The 21,126-nt window shown below is 57.0% G+C and carries 21 protein-coding genes; 18 read left to right on the forward strand and 3 right to left on the reverse strand.

Annotated elements, in window-relative coordinates; genetic code table 11:
* Positions 1 to 36 precede the first annotated feature (36 nt).
* Both fnrL and GS636_RS15685 read left to right on the forward strand, forming a co-directional pair.
* Positions 37 to 780, forward strand: a complete 744-nt coding sequence (gene fnrL / locus GS636_RS15680; protein ID WP_171095976.1) for a transcriptional regulator FnrL — start codon at positions 37 to 39, stop codon at positions 778 to 780.
* A 72-nt stretch (positions 781 to 852) separates the two neighbouring features.
* Positions 853 to 1,107: a GlsB/YeaQ/YmgE family stress response membrane protein gene (locus tag GS636_RS15685; RefSeq protein WP_171095978.1), complete on the forward strand. Its 255-nt coding sequence runs from the start codon at positions 853 to 855 to the stop codon at positions 1,105 to 1,107.
* A 43-nt stretch (positions 1,108 to 1,150) separates the two neighbouring features.
* On the opposite strand, the gene GS636_RS15690 is transcribed toward GS636_RS15685, so the two are convergent.
* The gene (locus tag GS636_RS15690) at positions 1,151 to 1,990 is read right to left on the reverse strand and encodes a universal stress protein (RefSeq protein ID WP_171095981.1); all 840 of its coding nucleotides are present in this window, start codon (positions 1,988 to 1,990) and stop codon (positions 1,151 to 1,153) included.
* Positions 1,991 to 2,191: 201 nt separating this feature from the next.
* On the opposite strand from GS636_RS15690, the gene ccoN reads away from it, so the two are divergent.
* The 10 genes from ccoN to nusG all read left to right on the forward strand — a co-directional run bounded on the left by ccoN (position 2,192) and on the right by nusG (position 11,261).
* Positions 2,192 to 3,799: a cytochrome-c oxidase, cbb3-type subunit I gene (gene ccoN, locus GS636_RS15695; protein ID WP_171095983.1), complete on the forward strand. Its 1,608-nt coding sequence runs from the start codon at positions 2,192 to 2,194 to the stop codon at positions 3,797 to 3,799.
* A gap of 14 nt (positions 3,800 to 3,813) precedes the next feature.
* Positions 3,814 to 4,542 (forward strand): cytochrome-c oxidase, cbb3-type subunit II, encoded by a 729-nt coding sequence (gene ccoO, locus GS636_RS15700; RefSeq protein ID WP_171670528.1) that lies wholly within the window; start codon positions 3,814 to 3,816, stop codon positions 4,540 to 4,542.
* A 10-nt stretch (positions 4,543 to 4,552) separates the two neighbouring features.
* Positions 4,553 to 4,738 (forward strand): cbb3-type cytochrome c oxidase subunit 3, encoded by a 186-nt coding sequence (locus tag GS636_RS15705; protein WP_171095986.1) that lies wholly within the window; start codon positions 4,553 to 4,555, stop codon positions 4,736 to 4,738.
* Entirely contained in the window at positions 4,735 to 5,598 is an 864-nt protein-coding gene (gene ccoP, locus GS636_RS15710; RefSeq protein ID WP_171095988.1) for a cytochrome-c oxidase, cbb3-type subunit III, read from the forward strand. Before GS636_RS15705 ends, ccoP begins: the two co-directional genes overlap by 4 nt.
* A 419-nt stretch (positions 5,599 to 6,017) precedes the next feature.
* Positions 6,018 to 7,445: a cytochrome c oxidase accessory protein CcoG gene (gene ccoG / locus GS636_RS15715; protein WP_171670530.1), complete on the forward strand. Its 1,428-nt coding sequence runs from the start codon at positions 6,018 to 6,020 to the stop codon at positions 7,443 to 7,445.
* Between the two features lie 2 nt (positions 7,446 to 7,447).
* Positions 7,448 to 7,906 (forward strand): FixH family protein, encoded by a 459-nt coding sequence (locus GS636_RS15720; protein ID WP_171095992.1) that lies wholly within the window; start codon positions 7,448 to 7,450, stop codon positions 7,904 to 7,906.
* A 3-nt stretch (positions 7,907 to 7,909) separates the two neighbouring features.
* Positions 7,910 to 10,087 (forward strand): heavy metal translocating P-type ATPase, encoded by a 2,178-nt coding sequence (locus GS636_RS15725; RefSeq protein ID WP_171670533.1) that lies wholly within the window; start codon positions 7,910 to 7,912, stop codon positions 10,085 to 10,087.
* 5 nt (positions 10,088 to 10,092) lie between these two features.
* Positions 10,093 to 10,251: a cbb3-type cytochrome oxidase assembly protein CcoS gene (gene ccoS / locus GS636_RS15730; RefSeq protein ID WP_074737762.1), complete on the forward strand. Its 159-nt coding sequence runs from the start codon at positions 10,093 to 10,095 to the stop codon at positions 10,249 to 10,251.
* Positions 10,252 to 10,342: 91 nt separating this feature from the next.
* Positions 10,343 to 10,540: a preprotein translocase subunit SecE gene (gene secE / locus GS636_RS15735; RefSeq protein ID WP_050605011.1), complete on the forward strand. Its 198-nt coding sequence runs from the start codon at positions 10,343 to 10,345 to the stop codon at positions 10,538 to 10,540.
* 187 nt (positions 10,541 to 10,727) lie between these two features.
* Positions 10,728 to 11,261 carry a transcription termination/antitermination protein NusG gene (gene nusG / locus GS636_RS15740; RefSeq protein WP_171096042.1) on the forward strand — a complete coding sequence of 178 codons (534 nt, stop codon included), beginning with the start codon at positions 10,728 to 10,730 and terminating at the stop codon, positions 11,259 to 11,261.
* A gap of 118 nt (positions 11,262 to 11,379) precedes the next feature.
* Here the strand turns inward: nusG and GS636_RS15745 are convergent, their stop codons facing one another.
* A complete protein-coding gene (locus GS636_RS15745) occupies positions 11,380 to 12,144 on the reverse strand; it encodes a hypothetical protein (protein WP_171670535.1) in 765 nt (254 codons plus the stop codon).
* Positions 12,141 to 13,001, reverse strand: a complete 861-nt coding sequence (locus tag GS636_RS15750) for a hypothetical protein (RefSeq protein ID WP_171670538.1) — start codon at positions 12,999 to 13,001, stop codon at positions 12,141 to 12,143. The genes GS636_RS15745 and GS636_RS15750 overlap by 4 nt, the downstream gene beginning before the upstream one ends.
* Before the next feature lie 311 nt (positions 13,002 to 13,312).
* Between GS636_RS15750 and rplK the strand changes: the two genes are divergently transcribed.
* The 6 genes from rplK to rpoB all read left to right on the forward strand — a co-directional run bounded on the left by rplK (position 13,313) and on the right by rpoB (position 21,106).
* On the forward strand, positions 13,313 to 13,762 hold the full coding sequence (rplK, locus tag GS636_RS15755) for a 50S ribosomal protein L11 (RefSeq protein WP_010440985.1): 450 nt from the start codon (positions 13,313 to 13,315) through the stop codon (positions 13,760 to 13,762).
* Between the two features lies 1 nt (position 13,763).
* Complete coding sequence (rplA, locus tag GS636_RS15760; protein WP_171180094.1) at positions 13,764 to 14,462, forward strand: 50S ribosomal protein L1; 699 nt, start codon at positions 13,764 to 13,766, stop codon at positions 14,460 to 14,462.
* Between the two features lie 291 nt (positions 14,463 to 14,753).
* The gene (locus GS636_RS15765) at positions 14,754 to 15,167 is read left to right on the forward strand and encodes a hypothetical protein (RefSeq protein WP_171670540.1); all 414 of its coding nucleotides are present in this window, start codon (positions 14,754 to 14,756) and stop codon (positions 15,165 to 15,167) included.
* A gap of 578 nt (positions 15,168 to 15,745) precedes the next feature.
* Positions 15,746 to 16,264 (forward strand): 50S ribosomal protein L10, encoded by a 519-nt coding sequence (gene rplJ, locus GS636_RS15770; protein ID WP_170387618.1) that lies wholly within the window; start codon positions 15,746 to 15,748, stop codon positions 16,262 to 16,264.
* Between the two features lie 80 nt (positions 16,265 to 16,344).
* Positions 16,345 to 16,719, forward strand: coding sequence for a 50S ribosomal protein L7/L12 (gene rplL / locus GS636_RS15775; RefSeq protein WP_170446876.1), 375 nt, complete (start codon positions 16,345 to 16,347; stop codon positions 16,717 to 16,719).
* Between the two features lie 250 nt (positions 16,720 to 16,969).
* Entirely contained in the window at positions 16,970 to 21,106 is a 4,137-nt protein-coding gene (rpoB, locus tag GS636_RS15780) for a DNA-directed RNA polymerase subunit beta (RefSeq protein ID WP_171670542.1), read from the forward strand.
* Positions 21,107 to 21,126 lie beyond the last annotated feature (20 nt).

Below are 21,126 nucleotides of genomic sequence, written 5' to 3' on the forward strand. Positions count from 1 at the left end.
CTTGGCTGCTTTGATGGAGATCAAGTAGGAACGCGCATGACAGTAAAAGCACAGTTTGATCATTCCAATTGCGAAGATTGCCCGATTCGACACCGAGCAGTCTGCGCCCGTTGCGATGCCGATGAGCTGGAAGAGCTTGAAAGCATTAAGTATTACCGCAGCTTCGAGGCGGGACAAACGATCATCTGGTCCGGCGATCAGATGAATTTTGTAGGCTCGGTCGTGGCCGGGATCGCGTCATTGACACAGACTATGGAAGACGGGCGTACACAGATGGTGGGTTTGCTGTTGCCCAGTGACTTTGTCGGCCGACCCGGGCGTGAGGCTGCGCCCTACGATGTGCAGGCGACCACGGATGTCGTCATGTGCTGCTTCCGCAAGAAACCCTTCGAAGAATTGATGGCGACGACACCGCATATTGCGCATCGTCTGTTGCAGATGACTCTGGACGAGCTTGACGCTGCCCGCGAATGGATGCTGGTGCTTGGACGCAAGACTGCACGGGAAAAGATCGCGAGTCTATTGTCGATCATCGCACGCAGGGATGCGTCGATCAGTCAGAAAGGTCTGGCAGGACCGATTGTGTTTGACCTTCCCCTGACACGCGAAGCCATGGCGGATTACCTGGGTCTGACGCTTGAAACTGTCAGCCGCCAGATCTCGGCCTTGAAAAAGGAAGGCGTGATCACGCTGGAAGGCAAGCGCCACGTGACCATTCCCGACATGGGCCGTCTGATGGAAGAGGCCGGTGACGATTCGGACGGTGGCTTTTTGGTCTGATCCCGGTTTTTGTGCTGCAATACAGTGGCCGCAGTCTTTGGGCTGCGGCTAGAAACAACTCAGGAGCTTAGCATGGTTTTCGGCAGTGTCCTGGCAATGCTTTTCATCGGCGCGATCGCCGGGTGGCTGTCAGGCAAGATCATGGAAGGCCGTGGATTTGGCCTTGTGGGTAACATCATCGTCGGAATCGTCGGGGCGTTTTTGGCGGGCATGATTTTTCCGGCGCTTGGCTTTTCGGTGGGCGGAGGGTTCTTTTCATCGATCTTCTTTGCGACCGTTGGGGCCGTGATTTTGCTGTTCGTGATCGGCCTTATCCGCAAAGCATGAAAAAGCCGCCGTTTCGGGCGGCTTTTTTCAATTTAGACAAAGTTCAATGCGCCAGAAACACTGGGACGGAAGACTGTTCCAGCATATTACGTGTTGCCCCGCCGAGTATGGCCTCGCGGAAGCGCGAATGCCCATAGGCACCCATCACGATCATGTCCGATTCCGTATCTGATGCATGGCGGTTCAGAATGTCCGACACGCGCGTCATGGTCTTGCTCAGGACATCGATCTCACATTTGACCCCGTGTCGGGCCAACATCTGAGACAGCATCCCACCCGGATCCGACCGGTCAGGGCCGTGGCGCGGCGGATCAATCACGACGATGCGGGCCAGTTCCGCCTTTTTCAGGAAGGGCAGAGCGCGCCGGATGGCACACATCGCCTCGACGCTTTCGTTCCAGGCTATCATCACATTGCGCGGCGCTTTCAGGGGTGGAGTGTCATCGGGTACCACCAGAACCGGGCAGTGGCCTTCGAACATAGCCGCTTCAATAATCGGCTCGGCCTCGGCCCCACGGTCTTTGCCGTAAGGATGCGGCAAGATCACCAGATCTGAAAACCGCGCCCGATGTGCAACATGACGCCCTATATCGGCAATCTGCGCCACGCCATGTTCGGCGGACCAGCGAACACCGGATTTGCCCAGATAATCCTGGGCAAATGTCAGCAACTCTTGTGCCTCGGCATTGGCCCGGCTGAGTGTTTCCTGAACGATCAGTGCATTGGCTCCGGCGTAATAGTAACCGGTCTGGCTGCGATCGACACCGAGGCACAGCGCTTCGGCATGGGCATCCTGCGAATCCGCCAGCGCCACCATCTGCGCCAGTGCGGTCTGAGCTGTCTGCGTTTCGGTCATGACAGTGAGAAGGGATTTGTACGCCATTTCGACCTCTTAGTTCGGGCATATGGTCTCATGCGACCGGTTGGCCTCTTTCATCCTCAATGCGTGTCACAGAAAACGGGGAACTGTCTTGATACAGATCAAAGCAACATCGGCTGTCGTGCTTCAGAACGGCAGCCAGTCAAATAGGTTTCGCGTGTCAAAAGAATCAAAACCGCGCGAAGCACGGCAAAGGGACGCAATATGTCGAATTACATCAAGCTGATCGTGCTTGGTCTGGTCGTGGTGTTTGCCGCCATCGGATCAAATTATGCACGCGATTTGGCGTATCAGGTGCATGCGATTCTGGTGATGCTTATCGCCGGTGGATTGTTCATCTGGACGCTTCGAAACACTGAAGAGCCAGATATTCTTGTCGATCGCTCGGGCGAATACATGGATGACGTGATCCGCTACGGCGTGATCGCAACCGCCTTTTGGGGTGTGGTAGGGTTCCTGGCGGGAACCTTTATTGCGTTCCAGTTGGCGTTTCCGGTGCTCAACTTCGAATGGGCGCAAGGGTATTTGAACTTTGGGCGTTTGCGTCCGCTACACACCTCGGCGGTGATTTTTGCATTTGGCGGTAACGCGCTGATCGCAACATCGTTCTACGTGGTACAGCGCACCAGCGCCGCGCGTCTGTGGGGCGGCAACCTCGCGTGGTTCGTGTTCTGGGGCTATCAGCTGTTCATCGTGCTGGCCGCGACTGGCTATATTCTGGGCGGTACACAGTCCAAGGAATATGCCGAACCTGAATGGTATGTTGACCTGTGGCTGACCGTTGTTTGGGTTGCTTACCTTGCTGTCTATCTGGGCACGATCATCAAACGGAAAGAACCCCACATCTATGTGGCGAACTGGTTCTATCTGGCGTTCATCGTGACCGTTGCCATGCTGCACCTGGTCAACAACATGACCATTCCGGTCAGCATCTGGGGTTCGAAGTCGGTCATCGTCTGGTCGGGTGTTCAAGACGCCATGATCCAGTGGTGGTACGGCCACAACGCCGTGGGCTTCTTCCTGACAGCGGGCTTCCTGGGCATGATGTACTATTTCATCCCGAAACAGGCCGAGCGTCCGGTCTTCTCGTACAAGCTGTCGATCATCCACTTCTGGGCACTGATCTTCCTGTACATCTGGGCTGGTCCGCACCACCTGCACTATACTGCGCTGCCTGACTGGGCTTCGACGCTGGGCATGGTGTTCTCGGTGATCCTGTGGATGCCGTCCTGGGGTGGTATGATCAACGGCCTGATGACCCTGTCGGGTGCATGGGACAAGCTGCGCACCGACCCTGTGATCCGGATGATGGTGATCTCGGTCGGCTTTTACGGCATGTCCACCTTTGAAGGTCCGATGATGTCGATCCGTGCGGTGAACTCGCTGAGCCACTACACCGACTGGACCATTGGTCACGTGCACTCGGGCGCGCTGGGCTGGAACGGCATGATCACCTTTGGTGCGCTGTACTTCCTGGTGCCTGTCCTGTGGAAGCGCGAGCGTCTGTACTCGCTGCAAATGGTCAGCTGGCACTTCTGGCTCGCCACCATCGGCATCGTGCTCTACGCCGCGTCGATGTGGGTCACCGGTATCATGGAAGGCCTGATGTGGCGTGAAGTGGATGCCAACGGCTTCCTGGTGAACTCGTTCGCCGACACCGTGGCTGCCAAATTCCCGATGTATGTGGTGCGTGCGCTGGGCGGTGTTCTGTTCGTCGCTGGCTCGGTCATCATGTGCTACAACCTGTGGATGACTGTACGGAAAGCGCCGGCCAAAGAGGCCAGCCTGACCGTCGCAGTCCCGGCTGAATAAGGAGGGCCGGAGCAATGGCAATTCTCGACAAACACAAGATCCTCGAGACCAACGCGACCCTCCTGCTGATCTTCAGCTTCCTGGTCGTAACCATCGGTGGCATCGTTCAGATCACCCCGCTGTTCTACCTTGAGAACACCATCGAGAAGGTGGAGGGCATGCGCCCTTACACCCCACTCGAAATGGCGGGTCGTGAGATCTATCTGCGCGAAGGCTGCTATGTCTGCCACAGCCAGATGATCCGTCCGATGCGGGATGAGGTCGAACGCTATGGGCACTACTCGCTGGCGGCTGAATCAATGTACGACCACCCGTTCCAGTGGGGCTCCAAACGTACCGGGCCCGATCTGGCGCGTGTGGGTGGCCGCTACTCGGACGACTGGCATGTACGCCACCTGCGCGATGCACAGTCGGTGGTGCCGGAATCGGTGATGCCTAAATACGGCTTCCTCGAAACCCGCAAGATCGACGGCGAGTATATTGGTGACATCATGGCCGCCAACGCTCTGGTCGGCACGCCCTATACCGAAGACATGCTGGAGAACGCCGTGGCCGATTTCCGCGCGCAGGCCGATCCGGACAGCGACTATGACGGGTTGCTGGAACGCTATGGCGACAAGGTCAACGTGCGCAACTTCGACGGCCAGTCTGATCTGACCGAGGCCGATGCACTGATCGCTTATCTGCAAATGCTGGGCACGCTGGTTGATTTCTCGACCTTCACCCCGGACTCAAGCCGCTAAGGAGGGTGTGATGGAAGAATATACACTCCTACGGCAGTTCGCGGATAGCTGGATGCTGCTTGTGTTGTTCGTCTTCTTTATCGGCATCATCATCTGGGTGTTCCGCCCCGGTGCCAGCAAAGAATACAACGACACCGCCAACATCCCGTTCCGGCATCAAGACAAACCCGCCACATCCAAGGAGGCGCGGCAATGAGCAAGACACCTGAAAAACAGCCGGGTGATCCAAACACAACCGGCCATTCCTGGGATGGGATCGAGGAATTTGACAACCCGATGCCGCGCTGGTGGCTATGGACCTTCTATGCGACCATCTTCTGGGGTCTGATCTATACGATCATGTACCCGGCATGGCCGCTGGTTCAATCTGCAACAGCAGGGGTTCTGGGATGGTCCTCGCGTGAGCTGGTTCAGCAGGAGCTGGTTTCGTTCGAAGAGGCAAACGCCCCTTGGAATGCCAAGCTGGTCGAGACACCGCTCGAGGATATCTCGAAGGACCCCGAGTTGCAGCAATACGCCGTGAACTCTGGCGGGGCCGTATTCCGCACCTGGTGCGCACAGTGCCACGGTTCCGGTGCTCAAGGCGCGCCCGGCTTCCCCAACCTGTTGGACGATGCATGGCTGTGGGGCGGTTCGCTTGAAGATATCGAGTACACCGTTGCCTATGGTATCCGGAACGAAGAAAGCGACGATGCGCGCTATTCTGAAATGCCGGCATTTGGTGAGATTCTCGAAAGTGAAGAGATCACCCAGGTTGTCCAATATGTCATGTCTCTGACCAATGCGCAGACGGATGATGCGGCGGCGCAAGCGGGCAAGGTTGTTTTTGAGGACAACTGTGCTGCCTGCCACGGCGATAATGGCCAGGGCGACGTCTTTCAGGGCGCTCCGAACCTGACCGACGCGATCTGGCTTTACGGTGGCAGCGAAGAGGCTCTGACCGAAACAGTCACATACAGCCGCTTTGGCGTAATGCCTCCGTGGGAAAACCGCCTGACCGACGCGCAGATCCGCGCCGTGACGGCCTATGTCCACCAGTTGGGTGGTGGTCAGTAAACCATAAGGAACACCTTCGGGCAGTTCGCTGCCCGAAGGCTGTGGCACCGGCTGTTCCATCTGTTCGCGCGTTTCCTGAACAGCCGGTGCCCACTTTTACCACGTTCTGCCAGTTTCGTTGAGTTGTCTGTAGTGATGCGGGCAGCTTTGACGCGTCCAGGCGGGCGTAGTCTTGGGCTGCGACAATTGGCCGGTATGTGACCTGCGGCTAACCCGCGACACAGCAGCTTTCGCGACAATCGCGGTTTTTCTGCTAAAATAAGTGAAAAAGCGGGCAAAACATCTCTGCTCCGACACACTCAGGGTCGGCTGATTTGCAAAAGATGTGTGTTCGATGCGCGTTTTGACCCATGTCAAAGTTCGCTTGCCCGTGATCTGGAACAAGTCGCCTTCAGAAGACCCATTTGTGGAGCCAGCCAGTGAGCGATTCCGATCCCGCCCCCAGCCTTTACGCAGCCAGAGAGCCGATCTTTCCAAGACGTGTCTCAGGGCCGTTTCGGAACCTGAAATGGATCATCCTGATCGTGACACTGGGCATCTACTATGTGACACCCTGGATCAGATGGGATCGCGGGCCAAGCCTGCCGGATCAGGCAGTTTTGCTGGATTTGGCAAATCGTCGGTTCTATTTCTTCTGGATCGAAATCTGGCCCCACGAATTCTACTTTGTCGCCGGTCTGCTGATCATGGCCGGTCTGGGCCTGTTCCTGTTCACCTCGGCCTTGGGGCGTGTCTGGTGTGGCTATGCCTGCCCGCAAACAGTTTGGACCGATTTGTTCATTCTGGTTGAACGTTGGATCGAAGGGGATCGAAACGCCCGTCTGCGTCTGCACCGTCAGGAAAAGCTCGATTTCCGCAAGGTCCGGCTGCGGGCCACGAAATGGACCGTCTGGTTCCTGATCGGTCTGGCAACGGGTGGGGCCTGGGTATTCTATTTTGCAGACGCCCCGACGCTTTTGGTGGATCTGGTCACAGGCAACGCGCATCCAGTCGCCTATACGACGATGCTGATCCTGACGGGCACCACGTTCTTTTTTGGTGGTTTCGCCCGCGAGCAAATCTGCATCTACGCCTGCCCCTGGCCACGCATTCAGGCGGCGATGATGGACGAGGACACGCTGGTTGTCGGCTACCGCGAATGGCGCGGCGAACCACGGGGGAAAGGCAAGCGGACAGCGGATTCCGAGTTGGGGGATTGCATCGACTGCATGGCCTGCGTGAATGTCTGCCCAGTTGGGATCGACATTCGTGACGGTCAGCAGCTGGAATGCATCACCTGCGCCCTGTGTATTGATGCCTGTGATGACATGATGGCCAAGATCGGTAAGCCGCGCGGGCTGATCGACTATATGGCCCTCAGCGATGAAACGCGCGAGCGGTCTGGGCAGCCGCCGAAAAATGTGTGGACGCATATATTCCGCGCTCGCACGATCCTATACACGGCCTTGTGGTCGCTGGTTGGTTTTGCGTTGCTGTTTGCTTTGTTCATCCGCTCGGATATTGACCTGACCGTTGCTCCGGTTCGTAACCCGACATTTGTCACGCTGTCCGATGGCACAATTCGCAACACCTATGACGTGCGGTTGCGCAACAAGCATGGCGAAGATCGTTTGTTCACCCTGTCTCTGACGGGGGATCCGGCCATGCGGCTGGAAATCGAAGGCACGAACCTGCACACTGTGAATGTTCCGGCAGATACGGCACAATTGACCCGTGTGTATATCATCTCGTCCCGCGACTCGGGCCCAGCCGGAGCGGATTCAACGCCGGTCCGCATCTGGGTTGAAGACCTGAGCAGCGGTGAGCGGGCCTATAAGGACACCACGTTTAACGGACGGGGGAATTGATCATGGCGGAACGGAAATTCACCGGAAAGCACGCTTTGGCGGTATTCATCGGCGCTTTTGGCGTGATCATCACCGTAAACCTTGTGCTGGCTTACAGCGCGGTCAAAACCTTTCCGGGGCTTGAGGTCAAGAATTCATACGTGGCCAGTCAGGAGTTCAACGAACGTCTGAAAGAACAGCAAGCACTGGGGTGGACCGTACGGGCTGAAACCAAGGGCGGGTTGCTGATCCTGCACATCACTGACGAAAGCGGCGCACCTGTTCAGGTCAGCGAGTTGCAGGCTGTTGTGGGCCGCGCGACCCATGTGCGCGAGGATTTCGTGCCGGATTTCACCTTTGACGGTACAGCCTACGCCACGCCAGCTACGTTGGGCGAGGGCAATTGGAACATTCGTCTGGTGGCGCGGGACAGTGATGGCGCGGAATTTTCGCAGCGCGTTCCGCTGTATGTGAAGGGGTAAGCGATGACCGTGCAGCTTTCTTCCGGCACTGCAGCCTGTCCGGGCTGCCTTGCGGCACCGGCGGAACCCGCCCGGCCGATTCCGGAGGATGTGCAGATTGCACTGTCATTGCCAGGTATTCACTGCTCGGCCTGTATTGCAACGGTTGAGCGGGAATTGAACGCGCATCCCGGCGTCGAAGATGCACGGGTGAACCTGACCCTGAAACGCGCGATGATCAAAGCAGCGCCTGAAACGCGCGCTACCGATTTGATCCCTGTACTTGAGAAAGCCGGTTTTGAAGCGCACGAGCTTGATCCGGGTGCCTTGTCGGCCACTCAGACGGACAAGGCAGGGCGCGACTTGCTGATGCGCCTGGCGGTTGCCGGGTTTGCCTCCATGAACGTCATGCTGTTGTCGGTTTCGGTCTGGTCCGGGGCCACTGACGCCACGCGGGACATGTTCCATTGGATTTCTGCCGCGATTGCTCTGCCTGCCATCGCGTTTTCAGCCCAGCCCTTCTTTTCCAATGCGTGGAGCGCCTTGCGGGTGCGCCGCCTGAACATGGATGTGCCCATTGTGTTGGCGATCTTGTTGGCGCTGGTCACATCGCTTTGGGAAACCGCGCTGAGTGGCGAGCACGCCTATTTCGATGCGGCCCTTACCCTCACCTTCTTCCTGCTGGCGGGACGTTACCTGGATTACCGCACCCGTGCCGCAGCCCGATCCGCCGCCGAAGAACTAACCGCGCTTGAGGTGCCGCGCGCGATCCGTTTGGTGGATGGCGTAGAACATGAAATCGCAGTTGCTGATCTGAAAGTTGGCAATTTGATCCTTGTGCGCCCGGGCGGTCGGATGCCTGTGGATGGTGAGATCGTGTCTGGCCAGTCTGAACTCGACCGCTCGCTACTGACCGGGGAAACGGTGCCTGTATTTGCCGAAATCGGCCAGTTGGTCAGTGCGGGTGAGGTCAACCTGACTGGTCCCTTGACCCTGCGCGCAACAGCAGTGGGCGAGGATACGTCGCTGCACCGCATGGCGGATCTGGTGGCCATCGCTGAATCCGGTCGTTCGCGCTATACTTCTTTGGCCGACAAGGCGGCCAAGCTTTATGCGCCGGGCGTTCACATCCTATCAGCGCTTAGCTTTCTGGGCTGGTACATTTATTCCGGCGATATCCGCACGGCTTTGAATATCGCGGCGGCGGTTCTGATTATCACCTGCCCCTGTGCTCTGGGTTTGGCCGTTCCAGCGGTGACAACAGCGGCGTCTGGCCGGTTGTTCCGCAAAGGTATGTTGATCAAACATGCAACCGCGTTGGAGCGTTTGTCCGAGGCAGACACGGTAGTGTTCGACAAAACGGGCACTCTGACATCCGGTGCGCCGGAACTGGTCAATTTTGGGGAACATGCCCGCGCTAAGGTCGAAGTTGCCCTGGCATTGGCCGAGGCTTCGGCACACCCTTTGTCCGTGGCTTTGGCGAAAGCCGCGCGTGAGGCCGGGATCAAGCCTGCCAGCGTGCGGGGCGTCGTTGAGGTTCCGGGTTACGGCACCGAAGGTGAATATCGTGGTCAACGCGTGCGTTTGGGCCGGGCCGCTTGGGTCGGGGCAGAACAGGGCAGTGAAACCTGTGTCTGGCTGGCGATTGGTGATCACGCACCTGTGGCGTTCCGCTTCTCGGACGCGTTGCGTCCGGGTGCAGCCGAGGCCGTGGACGCTTTGCGTTCCGCTGGCAAGCATGTGGTCCTGATGTCCGGCGACTCGCAAGGGGCCGTGCGCGCGTTGGCTGAAAAACTGGGGATCACCGACTGGATTGCCGAAGCTTTGCCGCAGGACAAGGCGCAGCGCATTCAGGACCTCAGCGATAAGGGTCACCATGTCCTGATGGTGGGCGATGGTCTGAATGACACAGCGGCCTTGGCGGCAGCGCATGTTTCGATCTCACCGGCATCAGCGTTGGATGCCGCACGGGTGGCGTCGGACATTGTGTTGTTGGGCAATGACCTGAGCCCCATCGCGGATGCGTGCGACACGGCGGTCAAAGCGACAAAACGCATTCGAGAAAACTTCCGCATAGCCACAGTTTACAACGTGATTGCCGTTCCTTTGGCGGTGATTGGACTTGCAACTCCATTGATCGCGGCTTTGGCGATGTCGACCTCTTCGATCACCGTGTCGCTCAACGCCCTTCGGCTGAGGTAAGCCAGATGGAAGTTCTTGCCTATCTCATCCCGATTTCTTTGTTGCTGGGCGGCGTTGGTCTGGTCGCCTTTATCTATACTGTTCGTTCAAACCAGTACGAAGACCCCGAAGGCGATGCGCGCCGGATCCTGAGCGATGAATGGGACGACAAACCCAAACCCTGACCGCATTGGGCAGAGTTGATCCAACTGCCCTTGAAATTGCCGCAATGCCCGGTTATGTCCGGGCCATCCGCTAGCAGAGAGAACACGCCAAATGGCCACCACCAACCCGATTCAGTTCATTCAGCAAGTCCGTGCCGAAGTGTCCAAGGTCGTCTGGCCGACCCGGCGCGAGGTGCTGTTGACCACGGTTATGGTTTTCATCATGGCGGCGCTTACGGCTGTATTCTTTGCGTTGGTCGATCTGGGCATCCGGGGTGGTCTTCAGCTGATCCTGGGCGCGTTCAGCTAAGCGCCGAAACGCTGCAGCCCCTTGCACTGCGGGCAATGTCAGAGTAGTTGACACAGGACTATTCGGAATGGGCGTGTGGCGATTCGGGCTGCGCGCCGCTTTTTATTCCGGATGACGTGATAAGATTTCAATGACGGGCGTATCCGGCACATCCGATACCCCGAAGACAGACAAGGACGACAGGTTCATGGCGAAACGGTGGTACTCGGTCAGCGTTCTTTCGAATTTCGAAAAGAAGATCGCAGAACAGATCCGCACGTCGGTGGTTGAGCAGGGCCTTGAGGACGATATCGACGAAGTACTGGTGCCCACCGAAGAGGTGATCGAAGTGCGCCGCGGCAAGAAGGTCACAACCGAGCGCCGCTTTATGCCCGGCTACGTGCTGGTGCATATGGAAATGTCGGATCAGGGCTATCACCTGATCAATTCGATCAACCGCGTCACCGGTTTCCTTGGCCCGCAAGGCCGCCCAATGCCGATGCGCGATGCCGAAGTGAACCAGATCCTCAACCGCGTTCAGGAAGGCGAAGAAGCGCCGAAACTGATGATCACCTTCGAGGTGGGCGAAAAGGTCAAGGTCAACGACGGCCCGTTCGAGGATTTCGACGGCATGGTCGAAGGCGTGGACGACGAAGCTCAGAAGTTGAAAGTCTCGGTTTCGATTTTTGGTCGCGAGACACCGGTCGAACTGGACTTCACGCAGGTAACAAAGCAGAGCTAATTGCTCTTCACTTGTATTAGACGCCGCGGTGCTTCGAGCAGCGCGGCGTTTGTTGTTTTGACACCCCAGTTTTCCAACCAGAAAAAAGAGAGGTTCGACGGGCGAGGTTTGGTCTGCGCTAGGGTCGACCCGGTATAAGTTCTTGTTGTTGAAGCACTGTCAGAATGTCGAGGATTGTCGAAGGGCTGACGTCAACTGAGCCTTCAAGGAAAACGCCAACACCACCTTCTCCGATCTCGCGCGGGCCGCCTTTGTCGTAGGCTGGGTCAAGTGACGCAAGCTCTGCCGGGAGTTCCGGGCACAAAGGAGTGTCGTTCAGGGCAAGATCCACAGCTGCCAACATCAACTCCTTCACTGAGTCTAAAGTGTCATCTTCCAGCAGTTGCTCTCGCTGTTCTTCGGGGGCGGTTAGAGTAAGATCAATAAGCTTGAAATAGGCGCAGTTGTCCCGCACTTCGACAGTCGCTTCGGTGGACAAGCTGGCCAGGATCGCTCTTTTTTCTTCACCGCGTTCAAAGTTGCGTTCACCGGTGCGGCTGCATTCAAAGATCGTGATGGTCACATCCCCATCCAAATCTATTGTTTGGTCTTCGGCCTTAAAGCTCAAATCATCTAGTCGGACCTGCAGGCCACAATTGTCGACGATTGCATTGTCAGCTAACCGCTCGGGCACAACCTCTTGAACTTTGCGTAAGTCGAGAAGGGCACCGACCCCGATCCGAGTGGGCGCAGCGGCGGTGAGGTTCAGATCAAGTGTATAGGGCAATTCTGTATCGCGAACGGGCAGTGTCGCATCGATGACAAAGTCCACTTGCTGCGCGTCGGGTACGCGGGCGTCCAGAAAAGATGCCAAAAAGGCGGGGAGGATAAACCAAAGTCTCATTCAGCAAACTCCAACACGCCAAGTTCTTTCAGACCTGCAAGGACTTTCACAATTGTCTCAGCACTTACATCCGCTGATCCGACAACAGCGGCGCCCAATCCTCCGGGTGCGATTTCGCGCGTTCCGCCAGATTCGTAATTCGGATCAAGAACAGAGAATTCTTCGGGCAGTGGCGGACAAACCGGATTGGCCGCCAAAAACTCTCCACCCTTTTCAAGGACCGCTTCGTTGATGCGGTTTGTCAGGCCGAAAAAGTTGGTGACAGCACCGATAAATCCGCGCGGGCTGAGATCGGCACTTTCGATGCTGAATGTAAGGCATTGACCCTTCACTTCTGCCTTGGCGACAGCGACCGCATCCACCGTGGCCCCGAAATACCGAAACCCCGCTTCTTCATTCCGCTTGCATCGTGTGAACTGAGCACGAGCTGACCCCTCAACCTTTACAGTTTCGCCTATGGCAGTAACGTCTCGAACCTCAAGATAGATTTGACGCTTACAACTTTCTTCCAGTGGGCCCGTCAAAATCTGGGGCGCCTTTTCCTGCAATCCGCGCAAATCCATGAACGCGCGCAATCGCAGTCGGGTTGGGCTGGATTCCTCTAGACCGCCGTAGACGGTGAAGGGAACGGGAATATCGCGCAGAGGAACTTCTTTGGTCAATTTGACCTGAAAGCGACCGGCATAGGTGGCAGGATCAATTCCTGCCGAGTTATACGAAGAAGCATTTTGGGACGCTTCTGATTGGGTAACTGTCTCGGATACTGTGCCCTGATCTTGTGCTTTGCTGCCGCACCCCGGCAACACGGCAAAAAGAGCACAAATCAGTAGTCCCCTGCTTCGTCGAGATGATGCCATCCCAGACCGCCCCTTCTTTAACTAAGTTGCCCTAAGATAACCGTCGGCGGTTCGTACGCAACTTTTGTATTCAAATTAGGTAACTTCTAAGTCGCTCCAGTCTGTCGCAACGTTTGGTTTGGCTAGTGCAGGTATGGTTCAGGAATACGGCGGGATCCTCTTGCCAACGTCACCTTTCCGCTATAAATGCCGCCTCAATCGTCTTCGGGCGAGATTCTCTCGTGGGAGGGTGCTGAGATCGCGATCCCGGTCCGAACCACGCAACATAATCTGGGTGGGACGCGTCCTGCCTAAGTTGAAAGGAAAACCAAATGGCCAAGAAGCTTGCTGGTACAATGAAGCTGCAGGTTCCTGCAGGTCAGGCGAACCCGTCGCCGCCAGTTGGTCCGGCGCTGGGTCAGCGCGGCATCAACATCATGGAATTCTGCAAGGCGTTCAACGCCAAGACAGCGGACATGGAGCCCGGCGCTCCTTGCCCGACCGTGATCACCTACTATCAGGACAAGTCCTTCACCATGGACATCAAGACGCCGCCCGCGTCTTACTACCTGAAAAAAGCAGCTGGTCTGAAGCCGGTCGGCAAGCGTAACCGCCCCCGTGGCGCGGAAAACCCAGGTCGTGAGACCGTGGCAACCGTGACCTCGAAGCAGGTTCGCGAAATCGCCGAAGCCAAAATGAAAGATCTGAACGCCAACGACGTCGAAGGCGCAATGCAGATCATCCTGGGCTCGGCCCGCTCTATGGGCATCGAGGTGAAGTAAGATGGCAAAACTCGGTAAACGTACCCGCGCTGCGCGCGAAGCTGTCGCCGGCAAGGAAAACCTGTCGGTTGAAGAAGCTGTTGCTCTGGTCAAGGGCAACGCAACCTCGAAATTCGACGAGACCATCGAAATCGCGATGAACCTGGGCGTTGACACTCGTCACGCAGACCAGATGGTTCGCGGCGTCGTTGGTCTGCCGAACGGCACCGGTAAAGCGATGCGCGTTGCTGTTTTTGCTCGTGGCCCGAAGGCTGACGAAGCGAAAGAAGCTGGCGCAGATATCGTAGGCGCAGAGGACCTGATGGAAACCATTCAGGGCGGCACCATCGAATTCGATCGCTGCATTGCCACCCCGGACATGATGCCGATCGTCGGTCGTCTGGGTAAAGTTCTGGGTCCCCGTAACCTGATGCCGAACCCCAAAGTTGGCACCGTGACCATGGACGTGAAAGCGGCCGTGGAAGCAGCCAAAGGCGGTGAAGTTCAGTTCAAGGCGGAAAAAGGCGGCGTTGTGCACGCTGGCGTTGGCAAAGCGTCGTTTGACGAAGCCAAGCTGGTTGAAAACGTTCGCGCTTTTGTCTCGGCTGTTGCCAAGGCCAAGCCGTCGGGCGCCAAAGGCACCTACATGAAAAAAATCGCGCTGAGCTCGACCATGGGCCCGGGCGTGACACTGGATGTTGCGGAAGCTTCCGGCGAATAAGCCCTGGCATTCAGCTTGGAAGAATTGATCCCGGGTGGTGCGAACTGCCCGGGATTTTTCTTGTGTCTTTTTGGGTCCAATCCATGCCCCCACAGAAGGGCCAACTTTTTGCAGCAAATCTAGAAACTTCACACTCTCGGCGTTTTATGCAAACCATACTGGTGCAAGGGTAAAGTTCGGTTTTGAACTGGTAGCCCAAAAACTGCCGTAATTCTCGAATACCGAACGTAGAAATTCTATTTCAGCAAGACGGGATCGTGGGCCTGTCAGGTGGCATTCTTGGAGAATACAATGTGTGGATATTGCGCACGCAGATTGAACCCTGACCTTATCGAGCAAATGAAGGGTGAACTGCCGGGCACGGTTGCGACCACAGACACTGCAAACACACCTGGAAGTCCGGCTTTGGTCAACGCGATCGCAGCGGTTGCGAGTGGTAGTTTGCAGATCGTGGATACAGGGGTTTCATTCCGATCTGCTGATGATGCGCTGTCTGCGGGTGTTGGCGCGCGCGACGACGCGTTCGTTTTTGCGTCTGCCGTGTCAGCGGATGAAGGTGGTTCATTGGCCAGTTGGATGGGGCGCGGTCTTCCCAATTTGGCTGAGCAGGAAGTTCCATCGATGTCCTTGCAGCCCACAGATACTCCTGAACCCGAGTTTTGGGCGCTCACTTTGGCCTCATCATTCGAAGATTGGCTCTCTTGATCCGGGAATGATCAAAAGGTTATTGAAAGACGTTACCGCAGCGACATCTTTTTTTGACTATCCGTTTACGCTCCTGATCGGCGCCGAGAGAACTTAATCAGTCAAAATCACTTTCCATTCGTTCTGCTTGAGACCCTGGAAATTTCTGAGGGTCATCATAAGCATTTGAGTTTGAATTGGGTTCCCAAGCGGTGTTGAGGAGGGCTAGGCACTTTTGGCCGTGATCGCCGAATCCGGAAGCAATGTTGAGGTGAAACTTACCCGCTTCGATGAATGTGAAAGTACGCTTGCGATTGACGCAAATTTACCCCTTGGAAACCCCGCCTATCTGCCCTAAGTAGACCTGCGGAATAAAGCGTGCGATTCGTCGTGCGCTTTCTTTCGTTTCGTCCAAGACGGTGGGTGGGTCCATTCGGTCCCTTAATTCCCTGCCTGAGACGGGTAAGACCAAAGAATTCTGAGGGTCCCACCCTCGGGCGCATTTTGGCCAATCCCGTAATAACGGACCTGAACGCCGGAGCGAAAGCTGCGGCAAATATGAGCCGGGGTGAGGTATCGCCCCAAACTTGGAGAGAACTGTGGATAGAGCCCAGAAAGAGAAAGTAGTCGAGGAACTCGGCCAAATCTTCGAAAGCTCTGGCGTCGTAGTGGTTGCTCACTACGCCGGTCTGACAGTTGCCGAGATGCAGGACCTTCGCGCACGTGCTCGTGACGCGGGTGGCTCTGTGCGTGTTGCCAAGAACAGGCTCGCCAAAATCGCCCTTGAGGGTAAGCCGTGTGAAAGCATGGCCGACCTGCTGACAGGGATGACCGTTCTGACCTATTCCGAGGACCCTGTGGCAGCAGCCAAGGTGGCCGAGGACTTCGCCAAGGATAACAAGAATTTTGAGATCCTCGGCGGTGCAATGGGTGAGAACGCTCTGGACCGCAAAGGCGTCGAAACAGTTTCGAAAATGCCGTCTCGCGAGGAGCTTATTGCTTCGATCGTGGGCTGCATTGGCGCACCTGCTTCGAACATCGCCGGCGCGATTGGCGCACCTGCAAGCAACATCGCAAGCATCCTTTCCACCATCGAAGAGAAGGCGGAAGCTGCGTAAGCGGTTGGCACTGAATGATCTGCGTGGGGCATATGCCCTGACGTTGGAACACACACTGTAAAACGGAAAGAGCTAATACAATGGCTGATCTGAAAGCACTCGCAGAAAGCATCGTGGGTCTGACCCTGCTGGAAGCACAAGAACTGAAAACCATCCTCAAAGACGAATACGGCATCGAGCCCGCAGCTGGCGGCGCCGTAATGGTTGCAGCAGGCGGCGACGCCGGCGGTGCAGCTGAGGAAGAAAAAACCGAATTCGACGTCGTTCTGAAGAACGCCGGCGCATCGAAAATCAACGTCATCAAAGAAGTTCGCGGCATCACCGGCCTGGGCCTGAAAGAAGCCAAGGAACTGGTCGAAGCCGGCGGCAAGATCAAAGAAGGCGTGGACAAAGCAGAAGCAGAAGACGTCAAAGCCAAGCTGGAAGCAGCTGGCGCCGAAGTCGAGCTGGCCTAAGCTTAGTCTCAGGTGCATCGCTGATGCGCCGAAAAATTTGGCTGGGTCCGGAGAAATCCGGGTCCAGCCGAACCTGTCTTAGAAAGGGCCTCAAAATGTGGGGCGTTTTCTAAGACACGGTTTTCGGATCGGGAGGCCGCCTTCGGGACGGTGGCCATGAATTGATCCGGACGTGTTGTCTCGATTGTGCAAGATGCCGGGGCCCGACGGTGTCTTTGCCCGCTGAGAACATCGAAAGGTGACATCTGACATGGCTCAAACGTTCCTTGGCCAGAAACGTCTTCGTAAATACTACGGCAAAATCCGCGAAGTGCTGGAGATGCCGAACCTTATTGAGGTACAGAAATCTTCTTATGATCTTTTCCTGCGCTCCGGCGATGCAGAGCAGCCAACAGACGGCGAAGGCATCAAGGGTGTGTTCCAGTCGGTTTTCCCGATCAAGGATTTCAACGAAACCTCCGTTCTGGAGTTCGTGAAATACGATCTGGAAAAACCCAAATATGACGTCGAAGAGTGTATGCAGCGCGACATGACCTACAGCGCGCCGCTGAAGGTCACTCTGCGACTGATCGTGTTTGATGTCGACGAGGACACCGGCGCGAAATCGGTAAAAGACATCAAGGAACAGGATGTCTTCATGGGCGATATGCCCTTGATGACACCGAATGGCACTTTTGTCGTGAACGGGACCGAGCGTGTGATCGTATCCCAAATGCACCGCTCGCCCGGTGTGTTCTTTGACCACGACAAGGGCAAGACCCATTCCTCGGGCAAGCTGCTGTTTGCCTGCCGCATCATCCCGTATCGCGGCAGCTGGCTGGACTTTGAGTTCGACGCCAAGGACATCGTGTTCGCCCGTATCGACCGTCGCCGTAAGCTGCCTGTGACAACCCTGCTTTATGCGTTGGGTCTGGACCAGGAAGCGATCATGGACGCGTATTACAACACCGTGTCCTACAAGCTGGACAAGAAGAAGGGCTGGGTCACGCCATTCTTCCCCGAGCGTGTGCGTGGTACACGCCCGACCTATGATCTGGTCGACGCCAAATCCGGTGAAGTGATTGCTGAGGCCGGCAAGAAAGTCACCCCGCGCGCGGTCAAGAAGCTGATCGACGAAGGCACCGTCACCGACCTGCTGGTTCCGTTCGATCACATCGTTGGCAAATTTGTCGCCAAGGACATCATCAACGAAGAAAACGGCGCGATCTATGTCGAAGCCGGTGATGAGCTGACCCTGGAATACGACAAAGACGGCGACCTGATTGGCGGCACCGTGAAAGAGCTGATCGATGCGGGCATCACCGACATCCCGGTTCTGGACATCGACAACGTCAATGTTGGTCCGTACATGCGCAATACCATGGCTCAGGACAAGAACATGAGCCGCGAAACCGCGCTGATGGACATCTACCGCGTCATGCGTCCGGGCGAGCCGCCCACCGTCGAAGCTGCGTCGGCCCTGTTCGACACGCTGTTCTTCGACAGCGAGCGTTATGACCTGTCCGCCGTTGGCCGTGTGAAAATGAACATGCGTCTGGCTCTGGACGCGCCGGACACCCTGCGCACTCTGCGCCGCGAAGACATCGTGGCCTGCATCAAGGCGCTGGTGGAACTGCGTGACGGCAAAGGCGACGTGGACGATATCGACCACCTCGGCAACCGCCGTGTACGTTCGGTCGGCGAACTGATGGAAAACCAGTACCGCGTTGGCCTGCTGCGCATGGAGCGCGCGATCAAAGAGCGTATGTCGTCGGTTGAAATCGACACCGTCATGCCTCAGGACCTGATCAACGCGAAACCTGCTGCGGCTGCTGTCCGCGAATTCTTCGGTTCGTCGCAGCTGTCGCAGTTCATGGACCAGACCAACCCGCTGTCGGAAGTCACCCACAAACGCCGTCTCTCGGCGCTTGGCCCCGGTGGTCTGACACGTGAGCGTGCGGGCTTTGAGGTTCGCGACGTACACCCGACCCACTATGGTCGGATGTGCCCGATTGAAACGCCGGAAGGTCCGAACATCGGTCTGATCAACTCGCTGGCCACCTTTGCTCGCGTGAACAAGTATGGCTTCATCGAAACACCGTATCGCGTCGTCAAAGACGCCGAGGTGACCGATGAGGTTCACTACATGTCCGCGACCGAGGAAATGCGTCACACCGTGGCGCAGGCGAACGCGACCTTGGATGCCGATGGCAAGTTCATCAATGATCTGGTTTCGACCCGTCAGGCCGGTGACTACACCCTCGCACCGCGCGAGAATGTGGACCTGATCGACGTGTCGCCGAAACAGCTGGTATCGGTTGCTGCATCGCTGATCCCGTTCCTTGAAAATGACGACGCCAACCGCGCTCTGATGGGCTCGAACATGCAACGTCAGGCGGTTCCGCTGCTGCGGGCCGAAGCACCGCTGGTCGGTACCGGTATCGAGGAAAAGGTTGCGATCGACTCGGGTGCTGCGATTCAGGCGAAACGCGCCGGTATCATCGACCAGGTCGATGCCCAGCGTATCGTTATCCGCGCCACCGAGGATTTGGAACTGGGCGACGCTGGCGTTGACATCTATCGTCTGCGCAAGTTCCAGCGCTCGAACCAGAACACCTGCATCAACCAGCGTCCGCTGATCAAGGTAGGTGACACCGTCCAGAAGGGCGAGGTCATCGCCGACGGTCCGTCGACCGATATGGGTGAACTGGCTCTGGGTAAGAACGTGGTCGTCGCGTTCATGCCGTGGAACGGTTACAACTACGAAGACTCGATCCTGATCAGCGAACGTATCGCGCGTGATGACGTCTTTACCTCGGTCCATATCGAGGAATTCGAAGTCGCCGCCCGTGACACCAAGCTCGGCCCGGAAGAGATCACCCGCGACATCCCGAACGTTGGTGAAGAAGCGCTGCGCAACCTCGACGAGGCGGGCATCGTTTACATCGGCGCAGATGTTGAACCGGGCGATATTCTGGTCGGCAAGATCACTCCGAAGGGCGAAAGCCCGATGACCCCGGAAGAAAAGCTGCTGCGCGCCATCTTTGGTGAAAAAGCATCTGACGTGCGCGACACCTCGCTGCGCGTGAAGCCGGGCGATTACGGTACGGTCGTTGAGGTCCGCGTCTTCAACCGTCACGGCGTCGAGAAAGACGAGCGTGCGCTGCAGATCGAGCGTGAGGAAGTCGAACGTCTGGCCCGTGACCGGGACGACGAGTTGGCGATCCTTGACCGCAACATCTATGCGCGTCTGCAAGGCCTGATCCTTGGTAAAACCGCTGTCAAAGGCCCCAAAGGCGTTAAGGCAGGGTCGGTGATCACCGAGGACCTGCTGGAAACCCTGACCCGTGGTCAGTGGTGGCAGCTGGCGCTGGAAGGTGAGCAGGACGCACAGATCGTTGAGGCTCTGAACGAGCAGTACGAAGTGCAGAAACGCGCTCTGGACGCCCGTTTCGAAGACAAGGTCGAGAAAGTCCGTCGTGGCGACGACCTGCCGCCGGGTGTGATGAAGATGGTCAAAGTCTTCATCGCCGTGAAGCGTAAGCTGCAGCCGGGCGACAAGATGGCCGGTCGTCACGGGAACAAGGGTGTGATCTCCAAGGTTGTTCCGATGGAAGACATGCCGTTCCTGGCCGATGGTACGCCGGTTGATTTCTGTCTGAACCCGCTAGGTGTGCCTTCGCGTATGAACGTTGGTCAGATTCTGGAAACCCACATGGGTTGGGCCGCGCGCGGTCTGGGTCTGAACATCGACGACGCGCTGGGTGAATATCGCCGGTCCGGCGATCTGACCCCGGTGCGCGAAGCGATGAAGCTGGCCTATGGCGAGAATGTCTACGAAGAAGGCATCACCGGTCTGGACGAGGATGGCCTGATCGAGGCTGCGGGCAACGTGACCCGCGGTGTTCCGATCGCAACCCCGGTCTTCGACGGTGCCAAAGAGGCTGACGTCAACGACGCGCTGGTGCGTGCGGGCTTCTCGGAAAGCGGTCAGTCGGTTCTGTTCGACGGTCGTACCGGTGAGCAATTTGCGCGTCCGGTGACCGTGGGCATCAAGTACCTGCTGAAACTGCACCACCTTGTGGATGACAAAATCCACGCGCGTTCGACCGGGCCGTACAGCCTGGTTACCCAGCAGCCGCTGGGTGGTAAGGCGCAGTTCGGTGGTCAGCGCTTTGGTGAGATGGAAGTCTGGGCTTTGGAAGCTTACGGCGCCGCCTACACCTTGCAGGAGATGCTCACCGTGAAATCGGATGACGTCGCCGGCCGGACCAAGGTCTATGAGTCGATCGTCAAGGGCGAGGATAACTTTGAAGCGGGCGTACCGGAATCGTTCAACGTTCTGGTGAAAGAAGTCCGTGGCCTCGGCCTGAATATGGAACTCCTGGATGCGGAGGTTGAGGAGTAAGGGCGCTGCCCTTTCTCCCG

Source organism: Ruegeria sp. HKCCD4884, assembly GCF_013110855.1.
Taxonomy (GTDB): Bacteria; Pseudomonadota; Alphaproteobacteria; order Rhodobacterales; family Rhodobacteraceae; genus Ruegeria.